Annotated in this window: 10 protein-coding genes and 1 riboswitch; of the genes, 4 read left to right on the top strand and 6 right to left on the bottom strand. The window is 42.0% G+C overall.

Annotated elements, in window-relative coordinates; genetic code table 11:
• Positions 1–5: 5 nt before the first annotated feature.
• The gene (locus HNR43_RS00445) at positions 6–1,421 is read right to left on the bottom strand and encodes an ATP-binding protein (protein ID WP_183240155.1); all 1,416 of its coding nucleotides are present in this window, start codon (positions 1,419–1,421) and stop codon (positions 6–8) included.
• Positions 1,422–1,757: 336 nt separating this feature from the next.
• Here HNR43_RS00445 and HNR43_RS00440 point away from each other — a divergent pair, with 336 nt between their 5' ends.
• Positions 1,758–2,732 (top strand): DUF3800 domain-containing protein, encoded by a 975-nt coding sequence (locus HNR43_RS00440; RefSeq protein WP_183240153.1) that lies wholly within the window; start codon positions 1,758–1,760, stop codon positions 2,730–2,732.
• A 31-nt stretch (positions 2,733–2,763) separates the two neighbouring features.
• Here the strand turns inward: HNR43_RS00440 and HNR43_RS00435 are convergent, their stop codons facing one another.
• Positions 2,764–4,185, bottom strand: a complete 1,422-nt coding sequence (locus HNR43_RS00435; RefSeq protein WP_183240151.1) for an amino acid permease — start codon at positions 4,183–4,185, stop codon at positions 2,764–2,766.
• Positions 4,186–4,320: 135 nt separating this feature from the next.
• A riboswitch (Lysine riboswitch) is annotated at positions 4,321–4,499 on the bottom strand.
• 163 nt (positions 4,500–4,662) lie between these two features.
• On the opposite strand from HNR43_RS00435, the gene HNR43_RS00430 reads away from it, so the two are divergent.
• The 3 genes from HNR43_RS00430 to HNR43_RS00420 are packed head-to-tail and all read left to right on the top strand — an operon-like array spanning position 4,663 to position 7,062.
• Complete coding sequence (locus HNR43_RS00430) at positions 4,663–5,379, top strand: ABC transporter ATP-binding protein (RefSeq protein ID WP_183240149.1); 717 nt, start codon at positions 4,663–4,665, stop codon at positions 5,377–5,379.
• Positions 5,376–6,407 carry an ABC transporter permease gene (locus HNR43_RS00425; RefSeq protein ID WP_183240147.1) on the top strand — a complete coding sequence of 344 codons (1,032 nt, stop codon included), beginning with the start codon at positions 5,376–5,378 and terminating at the stop codon, positions 6,405–6,407. The genes HNR43_RS00430 and HNR43_RS00425 overlap by 4 nt, the downstream gene beginning before the upstream one ends.
• Before the next feature lie 7 nt (positions 6,408–6,414).
• The gene (locus tag HNR43_RS00420) at positions 6,415–7,062 is read left to right on the top strand and encodes a TetR/AcrR family transcriptional regulator (RefSeq protein WP_183240145.1); all 648 of its coding nucleotides are present in this window, start codon (positions 6,415–6,417) and stop codon (positions 7,060–7,062) included.
• 12 nt (positions 7,063–7,074) lie between these two features.
• On the opposite strand, the gene HNR43_RS00415 is transcribed toward HNR43_RS00420, so the two are convergent.
• From HNR43_RS00415 to HNR43_RS00400, 4 genes are all read right to left on the bottom strand, one after another.
• Positions 7,075–9,162 carry an ATP-dependent Clp protease ATP-binding subunit gene (locus tag HNR43_RS00415; protein WP_183240143.1) on the bottom strand — a complete coding sequence of 696 codons (2,088 nt, stop codon included), beginning with the start codon at positions 9,160–9,162 and terminating at the stop codon, positions 7,075–7,077.
• Between the two features lie 130 nt (positions 9,163–9,292).
• Positions 9,293–10,147 carry a methyl-accepting chemotaxis protein gene (locus HNR43_RS14230; RefSeq protein ID WP_183240140.1) on the bottom strand — a complete coding sequence of 285 codons (855 nt, stop codon included), beginning with the start codon at positions 10,145–10,147 and terminating at the stop codon, positions 9,293–9,295.
• 36 nt (positions 10,148–10,183) lie between these two features.
• On the bottom strand, positions 10,184–11,590 hold the full coding sequence (locus tag HNR43_RS00405) for a sensor histidine kinase (RefSeq protein WP_183240138.1): 1,407 nt from the start codon (positions 11,588–11,590) through the stop codon (positions 10,184–10,186).
• Positions 11,577–12,248 (bottom strand): response regulator transcription factor, encoded by a 672-nt coding sequence (locus HNR43_RS00400; protein WP_183240136.1) that lies wholly within the window; start codon positions 12,246–12,248, stop codon positions 11,577–11,579. Before HNR43_RS00400 ends, HNR43_RS00405 begins: the two co-directional genes overlap by 14 nt.
• Positions 12,249–12,250 lie beyond the last annotated feature (2 nt).

The raw sequence follows: 12,250 nt of genomic DNA, 5'->3' as shown, positions 1-12,250 counted from the left end.
ACCCCCTACCGTAAAGGAAGGCGAACGGTAATCGTCGTTCCTTTCTTTTCTATACTATGAATGTCGATTGTCCCTTCGTGCATATCGATGATACGTTTACATATGACGAGCCCAAGCCCTGTCCCTGTTTGTTTCGATGTGACAAACGGTTGAAACAGTTTGTCTTTCACATGCTTTGGCATGCCACAACCTGTGTCAGCGACGTGCAACACCGCCCAACCGTTTTGTTTCGTAAGAGAAATGGTCAGTTGTCCGCCACGTGACATCGATTCGATTGCATTTTTTGCTAAATTTAATACGACTTGTTTTAAATGGTCTTTTGAACAGCGAATCGGCAGCGGCACATCAGAACGATGAAACGTATAGACAATGTTATGTAAATGCGCTTGCGACTCAATCATCGGATGAATGCTTTGTACAATGGAGTTGAGATCACACGTTTCAAGCTTTTGTGCTGTTGGCTTGCCGAGAATTAAAAATTCATTCACGATGTCATTAATGCGTGTAATTTCGTTTTGAATAACGGAAAAATAAAGCTGTGATTCGTTATCTTTATGTTTTTCACTTAATAGTTGGATAAACCCTTTAATGCCAGCGAGCGGATTGCGAATTTCGTGTGCCGTACTCGCAGCGAGCGTGCCAACTAATTCAAGTTTTTGCGCTTCTGTTTCCATGCGCTCCATCATCGTTTGTCGCTTCAGCAGCCAATATTGAATGAATAACCAAATGATATGAATGAAAACGATGAGCGACAAAATGTATGGAAGAGCCGTTCGTATCTTTTGTTTTGTACTGACGCTTGGTACATTCGCTTCAATCATCCACGGTGCGTTATTTAAATGAACCGTCACCGTTTGTTTTGACGGGCGAAGTTTGTTTGTCGCCAAAAGGACGGCTCCATTTTCATCATATAAGCGAAATGATGCGTTTGGGTAAATGATCTTCATTCGATGTTTCATATAATCTGTTCGTAACTCCGCTACTAAAAAGCCAGCTGTTTCATTTGTTTTTTCATCTATAATGGGTGTGACGATCGTCGTCGTATGATGGCTGTCAATGACCGTCCGGTTTGTTGTTTTTGCTAACTGCATTGCCGCAGTTGTACTTTCCGAAAAAAAGGAGATGCGTTCAAAACGAACGTCTCGTTTTTGCATTTCATGTAAGATGTCGTATATTTCTTCTTTTTTTAACATCGCCATATGTTTGCTTATAATGAGCGCCAACGTCTCCAGTCGAGCTGTCGTTTCCGCAAGAAAGCGATCTAAATCGTTTTTATGTATATTCGCAAACAGGCGCGTTTCTTCGACGAGTTGTTGCTGTTGTTGTTCATCTTGCCAAAGCACAATCCACACGCTTCCTACAAGGCATGGGATAACAACAAGCAAGATGTACAGCCATCGTCTCATTTTCTCTCTCCCCATATATGCTCCCTCTACAAAACAAAATTCAAGGAATATTATAACATAAACATGCGAAAAAGACTGAAAAAATCATTGGTGTAAGCAGGGGGATTTTGCTCGGGTAGGAAGGATGAAAACGAATGATGTCGAAATATGTCCTGTAAATGATAAGGAGCGAAAAATAAAAAAGACCAAGGGAGTTACCTTAGTCATTAGAAAAATATATGTAGTCGAATAGATTTCAGTCGCCCCTTGGGACGAGTTACTTTCTATTCTACAGCACGCTAGTCGTTCCAAGGAACGAGGAACGTACCGTACTTAGAGAATATTACATAACTATATTGTTGTCAAGGGAGAATGAAACAGATGGAAAGGGAAGTATTGAATACAGAAATGATGCATATTTTTTTGGATGAAAGTGGGACAAAAAAGGATAAACCTACGTTAATGGCAGGATTATTAATTCCATCAAAAATATATAATACCTTTGAATTTGTGGAACTCAATCGGAAACTTCAAAACAAAGAATTTGCTTCCCTTCATTGGACAGATTATACCGGATATCCAAAGATGAGGAACGATATTCTTGAAGTACTTCATGTTTTTTCAAAATATGCTTTGTTTACTAAGTTTAATGTGATTAATTACAATGCGAATCCGCTTGATATTCGTAAAATGTTATACAATCAAGATCAACAAACAGCTGAACGGATGATGCAAATGATGATCTATACAAAAATTCCAGAAAGAATACTGTATGGTCTTTTGCGATATTATGGGAAAGATGTATATGTCAAATCTCGAGTATTTATTGAGCATTCGAGAAGGTTTGAAGATTTCAAGTTAGACGAAAAAATACTAGAACAGTTAAACATTCAGTCAATGTATCGTGGTGAACAATTTAGTGTAATAGAGTGTTCATTAAAACAAAAACGTGAGGAGATTGGTATTGAGTTAACAGATTTGTTGCTAGGTGTTGTGCGACAAATTATTAAAAATGAGGTTGTTCCAGATGGATTGAATGAACAAGAACTCGTTGCAAGAAAATTAAAAGGAAAGAAAAAAAGAAACGATTTAGCCATCGAAATTTTAAGAAATAAGGACATCTATAATTTTTTTACATCCATTAAATATTATGAATGGGAAAGTAATAGTGAATTAAAGGAACGTAATTTTCAGGACTATCTTACACTATTTTTAGCATCACATCATAGGCTGTTTTTTGAAGAAAGGATAGATTCATTTAGCAAAATAGGAGGGAGATTGAGAAGGGGAAGGGGTACGACACTTTCGTCTCTAACTTTGAAAAAGCATCGTCGTAGAAATTCGTAATACCCCCCGCCAAATATGGACGGGGGTTTTGTTATGCTGATTGTTTTTGTTTGTTCGGTTGTTCGTTATGTTGTTTCATAACCATTGGATAGAAAAGCAAGCTGCTGGCAAGCAAGGCGATGCCGAGCAAAAATGTTTTCATGTCAGCCGTTCCTGCTTTCACAAGCCAAATGGAATAAATAGTCGCAAGGACAGCGATGATGCCGTCTGTCATTCGTTGTTGCGTCGTTTCATACGTTTCGCCTGTCCAGACAAGCTTCAATTGGAAGACGGAAGCGATGAAATACGGAACGAGATATGATAACGTCGCAATGTAAATGACGAAATCAAATGCCGCTGCCATCGAGTTTGAAATCGTTGAAAAAATGAATAGTTGCGCAATCATATTTGAGACGATTAAAGAAAAGCGTGGCATCCCTTTTTTATTTTCTTGTAAAAAGGCGCGAATAAATAATCCTTGTTTAGCTGCTTGGTACGGCACTTCGGCACTTAAAAAAATCCAGCCAAGCGTTGAGCCGATTAAACTAATTAAACCAAGTCCTGCCAAAAGCTGCGCTCCGATTGGACCTAATACAGTACCGATTGCATCAACAAGCGGTTTTTCAGATTGAATAAGCGCCTCTTGTTTTAACAGTCCCATGACGAGTATGCTAATGCCAACATAAATGGCTAAGGCAATGAATAGTCCGACAATTGTTGCGCGTTTCACATCGCTTTGTTTTCGGGCACGCGAAGCAAAAACGATCGCCGATTCAATGCCGATAAACGCCCAAAGGGTGCTTAACGCCACGTTATTGATTTGCGAAAGAAGCCCGAGCGTATGACCTGCTTCATCGTAACGCGGAGCAACAAACGGTTGGAGATAGCTTTTTTCAAAGGCGAACAATCCGATAACAATGAATAAGAAAAAGCCAAGCACTTTCGTTGCCGTCGCGACGAAATTCAGTTTTCCAGCGTTTTCTGCCCCTTGTAAAATAATGGCGTGCATCACCCATAAAAGCGCGGTGCAAACGACAAACGTTAGCAAATTGCCAAGTTTTAATGTAAATGAACCAGCAGAGAAGACGACATGTCCGCTCGTTAAAACAGGGAAAAACGTTGATAAATAACTCGCAAACGTCGTAATAATTGCGACGTTTCCAGCGACGTTTCCGATCCAATATCCCCAAGATGACATAAATCCAGATAAAATCGACGCATTTGACCCTTTTGGAAACAGCTCTTTCGCATAAATTTGCGGCCCACCATTTAATTCTGGTTTTCGAATCGCTAAGTTGCCGAAAATCATCGCAATCATAAGCACACCAGCACCCGTCAATAGCCAACCGAGCAACACGCCAGCCGGGCTTGCCGCCTCCGCAAGCGAACGAGGAAGCATAAAAATACCCGATCCGACCATGTTACCGACAACGAGCGCTGTCAATACCCAAAAGCCGAGTGTTTGTTGTTTCATGTTATTCATCCTTTCATGTATATAGTGATCGAAGCGGTAGAGCGCTGTTGTCGTTAGAAGCGGGCGCGAGAAATAAAAAAGTGCACCCTAAGTTTTCAACGGGTGCACAATATATGACACATCCGCATCAAACTTAAGATCGATAGCTCTCCACCGCATGCGCGATGACAGTCCTGCACCTATTCGGCAACAGGCCCAGCTTATAGCGCCAGAGCACGCTATAAACTTCGGCGACAAATCCTTTCATCTCACTTCCTCGACGTCTCTGCGTCTCCATGAAACTACTATTATTTGCCGCGACCTCTATCTCATCTTAGTTGACGAGAGAGAATACATATTCAACTGACGTTATCATCATACAAAAAACCTTTCGTTCCGTCAATGAAAAAAATGTTTAGTACATATTTACAAAGTATGGAACAAACATATATAATAAAAGTGAGTAATCACTCACTTTTATGAAAGCGAGGGAAGAGGATGGTCATTCAATTACAGCACGTGTATAAACAGTTTCATAAAAAAGAAGTCATTCATGATGTGTCTTTGACCGTAAACGAAGGAGAAATTTTCGGTATGCTCGGCCCATCAGGCGCTGGGAAAACGACGATTGTCAAAATGATCGCAGGCATTGATACGGCGACAAAAGGGGAGATTCACGTGCTTGGTGTGCGCATGCCGAACTTGCAAACGATGGCGCGCATCGGTTTTATGGCGCAATCAGATGCGTTATACGGGGAGCTCACCGCACTCGAAAACTTAGACTTTTTCGCATCGATTTACGGACTAAAAGGAAAAAAGAAAAAACAACGCATCGACGAAGTGTTGGAGCTTGTGAACTTAACGGACGATAGGAAAAAAGCCATTCATCAATTTTCTGGTGGGATGAAGCGACGGTTATCGCTAGCAGCATCTCTACTCCACGAACCAGAAGTGCTTATTTTAGATGAGCCGACCGTCGGCATCGACCCGCTTCTTCGCCAAGCGATTTGGGAAGAGCTTGAGCGCATTCGCCAAAAAGGAACGACAATCGTTGTGACGACGCACGTGATGGACGAAGCGGAAAAATGTATGCGGCTGGCGATGATTCGCAACGGGCAACTGATTGCGATCGGCAGTCCAGAACAATTAAAAAAACAAACGAATGCGTTGACGCTTGAACAAGCATTTTTACAATTTGGAGGGGTGCAGTCATGAGAATACAAGCGATTGTCGTCCGTATTATTCGACAGTTTTTTCGCGACAAACGAACGCTTGCGTTAATGATTGTCGCACCGATGTTTGTGTTGTTTTTAATGGATTTAGTGTTTAACGGTGAGACGTATGAACCGCACATGGCGATTGATTCAAACGTACCGCAACAGCTTGTTGATGCATTAAAAGAAGCGGATGCACACGTAGCGACAATGACAAAAACGAAGGCGATGGATAAACTGGACGAACAACAAATCGATGCGTTTATTGAAATGGACAAAGCGACGTTGCGCCTGACGCTTGAAGGAAGTGACCCGTCCGTTAGCAAACAGGTGCTGATGACGGTGCAAAAAGCAGCGCAATCGCTTATGCCGCCGATGAAACAAACGTTAACGATTGATACGGTATATATGTACGGTTCAGAACATATGGCGCTATTTGACAATTTCGGTCCCGTACTCATCGGCTTTTTCATTTTCTTTTTCGTCTTTTTAATTGCCGGGGTATCGTTTTTACGTGAACGGACGAGCGGCACGCTCGAGCGATTGCTAGCAACGCCATTAAAACGATGGGAAATCGTCATCGGCTACGTTATCGGTTTTGGGATATTTACAACGATTCAAGCAAGTTTAATTTCTTGGTTTGCCATCCACGTGTTAAATATGATGATGGAAGGCTCGTTCGGTTATGTGCTACTCATTACGTTTTTATTAGCGATGACGGCGCTCACATTAGGGACGTTATTGTCCGCATTTGCGAACAACGAACTGCAAATGATTCAATTTATTCCGCTCGTTGTCGTTCCGCAAGTGTTTTTCTCCGGGCTGTTTAACTTAGATACGATGGAACCGTGGCTTCGTTCCATTGGGGTTGCGATGCCGTTATATTACGGAGCAGATGCGTTAAGGGAAATTATGATTCGCGGCAAAGGTTGGGAAGCGATTTCGTTCGACGTATACGTTTTAGTTGGCTTTTCGCTTTTATTTATGGTATTAAATGTATTAGCATTAAAGAAATATCGAAAGTTGTGAGGTTGTGATGGACGAACGAAAATGGTTGTTTGATTTGTTGAATGTCGAAGAACAACAGTTAAGCGAAAAACAATTGAACATTTTACAAGCAGCAATTGAAATGTTTGCAGAAAAAGGGTATGCCGCGACATCGACAAGTGAAATTGCCAAGCGGGCAGGTGTCGCTGAAGGGACGATTTTTCGCCATTATAAAACGAAAAAAGATTTGTTGTTAGCGATTGTAAAGCCGACGTTATTTCAATCCGTTGCGCCGTTTTTAGCAAAAAAATTCGTCAAAGATGTGTTTGAAAATGAGTACGAGCATTACGAACAATTTGTGCGTGCTGTTTTTAAAAACAGGTATGAATTTGTGAAAACATATTTGCCTGCGATTCGTGTATTGTGGCAAGAGATGGCGTTTCACAGCGATATTAAAGTGCAGTTTCAAACGATTTTTATCAATCACGTGTACGATAAATTTAAACAAATTGTTGAACATTTCCAACAAAAAGGGGAGCTCGCGCTGCTCCCTCCTGAAACGATTATTCGCTTGACAATTACAACAATTGCTGGATTTTTAGCGACACGTTTTTTAATCATGCCCGATTATCCGTGGGATGATGAACAAGAAATGGAACGAACGATTCAGTTTTTGATGAATGGACTAAAAGCCTAATCCATGTGCGGATTAGGCTTTTTCAGCTTTTACAACGATGCGGTCGTCTTCTACATCGATGTGGATCGTGCGTACATGTTGTTCATCAAGCAACACGTCGGCAATTTCATCTTCGACATGTTCTTGAATGACGCGGCGGAGTGGACGAGCGCCAAATGTTGGATGATAGCCAAGTTCAGCTAATTTTTCTTTCGCTTTGTCGCTAATCGTCATCGTCACTTGCTGTTCAGCGAGTGTACGTTGCAATTCTTCGAGCATTAAGTCAACAATTTGCAACATGTGTGTTTTTTCAAGCGGTTTAAATTCGATAATCGCATCGAGACGGTTTAAAAATTCCGGTTTAAAGTATAGACCGAGACGTTGGAGCAAGTCGCCTTCGATGTTTGTGCCAGCGTTCGATGTCATAATGATGACCGTATCTTTAAAGCTGACAGTACGACCTTGGCTATCTGTTAAACGACCGTCTTCTAAAATTTGTAAGAACATATGTTGTACGTCTGGATGGGCTTTTTCCATTTCATCAAGTAAGATGATGCTGTAAGGGTTGCGGCGCACTTTTTCCGTTAATTGTCCCGCTTCTTCATGACCAATGTAGCCAGGAGGCGCACCGATGAGTTTTGCGACCGCATGTTTTTCCATATATTCACTCATGTCTAACCGAATCATTGCGTCTTTCGAACCGAACAATTGTTCCGCAAGCGTTTTGGACAATTCTGTTTTACCGACACCCGTTGGACCAACGAACAAGAACGAACCGATCGGACGGTTTTTCGCTTTTAATCCTGCGCGGCTTCGACGAATCGCTTTTGCGATTTTTTTCACCGCTTCTTCTTGACCGATCACTTTTTTCGCTAAGTTTTCTTCTAAATGTTTCATTTTCGCTTGTTCATCAGCTTGTAATTTTCCGACTGGAATGCCTGTTTTTTCTTCAATGATTTGTTGAATGTGAGTAACATCAACGATAGGTTGTTCTGCTTGTCCGTTTTGTTGTAATTGTTTTTCAAGCTGCAATTCTTCGGTGCGCAATTTTGCCGCAAGTTCGTAGTTTTCTTCTTGCGCGGCTTTTTCTTTTTCTTTTCTTATTTGTTCGAGACGTTGTTCGATTGCTTCCTTGTTTGTCGGCATCGCTTGTAAGCTTACTTTTGAACCAGCTTCGTCTAACAAGTCAATCGCTTTGTCAGGAAGGAAGCGGTCTTGAATGTAGCGATGCGACAACGTGACGCAAGCGTGAATCGCTTCATCTGTATATTTCACTTGGTGGAATTGTTCATATTTTGGCTGAATGCCTTTTAAAATGTCGATGGCTTGTTCGATTGTTGGTTCGTGAACGATGACAGGCTGGAAGCGACGTTCAAGCGCAGCGTCTTTTTCAATTTGGCGATATTCTTTTAACGTTGTTGCACCAATGATTTGTAATTCACCGCGAGCGAGCGTCGGCTTTAAAATGTTGCTTGCATCCATTGAACCTTCGGCTGAACCAGCACCGACAAGTAAATGAATTTCGTCAATGAACAAAATGACGTTTTTCCGCTCTTGCAATTCGGCAATGAGTTGTTTCATTCGCTCTTCAAATTGACCGCGAATGCCTGTATTGGCGACTAACGATGCGACGTCAAGCACGTACACTTCTTTATTTAATAATTTCGTAGGAACAGACCCTTCGACAATTTTGAGCGCTAATCCTTCGACGATCGCTGTTTTCCCGACGCCCGGCTCACCGATTAACACCGGATTGTTTTTATTGCGGCGATTTAAAATTTCGATGACGCGTTCAATTTCTTTATCCCGTCCGATAACAGGATCGATGAGACCGGCTTTCGCAAGTTGTGTTAAGTTGCGACCGAATTGGTCAAGCAATCCGTTTCGTTTCGGTTGTTTTTGCTCTGTTTGTTGCTGGATATGGGAATGTTCTGTAAGTGGTGTGAAAAAGTCGGAGAACCATTGGTCGAAACGATCGAAGTGGAATCCCGCTGGAACTTTTAATTGTTGTTTTTGTTTTTCATAGCACGCATCGCAAAGGTGTAATTGTTGTTTTTCGTTATTGACTTGCACGTGTAAAAAGACGTTTGCTTGTTTTTGTTTACATACTTGGCACATCATAGGCACCAACCTCCTTTTGACTTTGACTATATTTGACCTTTCTGTCTTTATTATAATTTGACCTTTTTTGACTTTCAAGACCTTTTTAAAAAATTTTTTTAGGACGAAAAAAAATTGCCGCAAAGGGCAGTTACAAAAGTTTCGTCAATTTATCTGTAATTTTCACCATATGTTGCTGCACTTGATGAAGTTCGTCGATCGCTTCGGTGCTATTGTTTATTTTTTCCGCCACTTCTTCGAGCATATGAACCATTTCTAACACCGAGCTTGTAATGTGATTGAGCTGTTCAGAAATATCTTCCGCGGACGTTTTGCTTTTTTCTGCCATTTTGCGCACTTCTTCTGCGACGATCGCAAAACCGCGACCGTGTTCACCAGCACGAGCGGCTTCGATGGCAGCATTTAATCCGAGCAAGTTCGACTGCATTGCAATGTCTTTTACAAACGAAATGACCGATTGGATTTGTTCGGTACTTTTGCTTACGCGTTCGGCTTTTTGGCTTAGTAGTTGAAGATGTTCATGAATCAGTTGCGACGTTTGGTGAATATCGTTTGTGCTCGCATTCATTTCTTCAAGTAAACTTGCAAACTCTTCATTTAACGTGTTTTGACGGTCGGTAACATCAGTGGCAAGTTTGAATATCGCCTCCAATTCACCGTTGTCGTTTAACACAGGGGTATACAAGGCTTCGAGCCATATATGTTTCCCATGACGAGTAACACGTTGTACCGTGCCGTAAAACGGTTGTTTATTTTTTAGACGATTCCAAAACTCTGTATACGCGTAGCTGTTAGCGTATTCTGGAAGACAAAATTGACGGTGGGATATACCGAGCACTTGTTGTTCAGTATAGCCCATCGTATGAAGAAACGCGTCGTTTGCCCATAATACCGTTGTATCAGGACGAAACAAAATCATCGCAAACGACCGTTCCATCGATTCAAACAGGCGCACGCAATCAATCGGGAGTGCATGTACTTTCATCTCTTTTCCTCCTTCAAATGTCATACATACATTTTACTATGATTCGTCATATAGTGGCAATTCAATGTGTACGGTCGTTCCTTTTCCTTGTTCGCTTTCAAAACGAATGGAGCCACCGTGTAGTTTGACAATTTGTTTGACGATCGCAATGCCAAGCCCTGTGCCACCGTGCTTGCGCGAGCGTGAGCGGTCGGCGCGGAAAAATCGTTCGCCTAATCGTTCCATATCTTCTTTTGACATCCCTTGTCCCGAATCGGAAATGACGAGCTCGCACATCGGATGCTTATTTACAGTGCGCAACGAAATTGTGCCGCCAGAAGGAGTGTAGCGCAACGCATTATCAAGTAAATTTTGCAACACTTGTTCGATACGGTCTGGATCGCCATCAACGATTAAGTCGTGATCGAGGTCGATACAAAGATGAATTTCCTTTTCTTGCAACATCGGTTCGTATTTTTCCATCGTTTCTTCGATGAGTTGCGCGATTGAAAACGGGGTGCGCTCGAGCGGATACGTGCCTTCCAGTTGCGCTAAATCGAGCAAATCACGCACGAGACGTTGCATGCGGCTTGCTTCACGGTAAATGAGTTTCATATATTTCTTTTGTTGTGCTTCTTCTTTGACGACGCCATCTAATAGCGCTTCGCTATATCCTTTCACATAGCTTAGCGGCGTGCGTAATTCGTGAGAAACGTTCGCTAAAAATTCTTTTTTTCGTTCATCTTCTTTCGCTAGCGCATGCGCCATTTGATTGAATGCTTTGGCTAATTGGCCAATTTCATCTTCCGTTTTGACATCGACTTGGACAGAGAAGTCGCCTTGCGAGACACGGTAAGCAGCTTGTTGCATATGTTGCAACGGTTTTGTGAAGTGCATCGCAATTTTTCGACCGACAAACACTGTAACGAATAAAAAAAGCATGCCGCCAATCATGACGAACGTTTGAATACGCTCAAGCACATCTTCAATCGATGCGAGCGGAACGTACAAATATAAAATGCCCATGAGGCGATGTTCATCGAGTAGCGGAATAATGACGCCGACGATTTGGCGATCAAACGTTTGTTCATATCCTTTTTTCGTGACCGTTTTCCCAGCAAGTAATTGTTGTCGTTCCGCCTCGCTAATAATGGAATGATGGTCGACTTCAAACGGTAAGCACGCGCTTAATTCACGCGGGTTGTTCACAAGTACAATCTCCGTATCGGATACGTCATTGATGACGGAAACGGTGTCGCGAAACGAGTCGGTGAGTGCACCGCCTTTATATTTTACAGCAATGTTCATTCCTTCGTGTAATAAACGTTGTTCGACGTTGGCGATATAAATGTTTTCATATATATAAACGACAACGATATATAAAAGAAACACCGCTAGCACTAAAAAAGCGCTAATCGTTAGCCATAGTTTTTGTTGTAGTGAAAGGGAATTAAATTGTTTCATCAAATTTATATCCCACTCCCCATACCGTTTGGATGAGTTGTCCTGCTTCCCCTAATTTAATGCGCAACGTTTTAATATGTGTATCAACGGTGCGCGTGCTGCCGACGTAATGAATGCCCCAGACGCGATCGAGCAACTGTTCGCGCGTAAATACTTGCCCGCGATGTTTTACAAACAACACAAGAAGTTCAAATTCTTTTAACGTTAACACAATCGGTTTTCCATGTACCTTTACTTTCCGAGCTTTTTCATCAATGCTAATCGGACCTGCTTCATATTGTGATGTTGCATCTATTCCTTTCGTTCGTCGAAGAACAGCATGCACACGTGCCACAACTTCATTAGGGCTAAACGGTTTCACGATGTAGTCATCCGCACCAATTTTTAGCCCATATACGCGATCCCACTCATCGCTTCTTGCTGTTAAAAAAATGATTGGCACTTGTGACCGTTCGCGTACGTGCATGCAAAAGCGGTAGCCGTCAAGTTTTGGCATCATAATATCTAGTAAAATTAAATCGACATGTCTTCGATTAAACTCGGCAAGTCCTGCTTCGCCGTCCTCTGCCTCAATGCACGTAAATCCTTCTGGTTCTAAATAAAGGCGGAGCAATTCCCGCATATCTTTTTCATCGTCAATAATTAAAATCGTTGCCATGC

This window comes from Anoxybacillus mongoliensis (assembly GCF_014201515.1).
GTDB lineage: Bacteria > Bacillota > Bacilli > Bacillales > Anoxybacillaceae > Anoxybacillus > Anoxybacillus mongoliensis.
This window is presented reverse-complemented; position numbering and strand designations above follow the sequence as displayed.

Excerpts from the sequence above, each read along its gene's own strand:
- HNR43_RS00445 (WP_183240155.1), bottom strand. The coding sequence starts at position 1,421 with ATGGGGAGAGAGAAAATGAGACGATGGCTGTACATCTTGCTTGTTGTT.
- HNR43_RS00440 (WP_183240153.1), top strand. The coding sequence starts at position 1,758 with ATGAAACAGATGGAAAGGGAAGTATTGAATACAGAAATGATGCATATT.
- HNR43_RS00435 (WP_183240151.1), bottom strand. The coding sequence starts at position 4,185 with ATGAAACAACAAACACTCGGCTTTTGGGTATTGACAGCGCTCGTTGTC.
- HNR43_RS00430 (WP_183240149.1), top strand. The coding sequence starts at position 4,663 with ATGGTCATTCAATTACAGCACGTGTATAAACAGTTTCATAAAAAAGAA.
- HNR43_RS00425 (WP_183240147.1), top strand. The coding sequence starts at position 5,376 with ATGAGAATACAAGCGATTGTCGTCCGTATTATTCGACAGTTTTTTCGC.
- HNR43_RS00420 (WP_183240145.1), top strand. The coding sequence starts at position 6,415 with ATGGACGAACGAAAATGGTTGTTTGATTTGTTGAATGTCGAAGAACAA.
- HNR43_RS00415 (WP_183240143.1), bottom strand. The coding sequence starts at position 9,162 with ATGATGTGCCAAGTATGTAAACAAAAACAAGCAAACGTCTTTTTACAC.
- HNR43_RS14230 (WP_183240140.1), bottom strand. The coding sequence starts at position 10,147 with ATGAAAGTACATGCACTCCCGATTGATTGCGTGCGCCTGTTTGAATCG.
- HNR43_RS00405 (WP_183240138.1), bottom strand. The coding sequence starts at position 11,590 with ATGAAACAATTTAATTCCCTTTCACTACAACAAAAACTATGGCTAACG.
- HNR43_RS00400 (WP_183240136.1), bottom strand. The coding sequence starts at position 12,248 with ATGGCAACGATTTTAATTATTGACGATGAAAAAGATATGCGGGAATTG.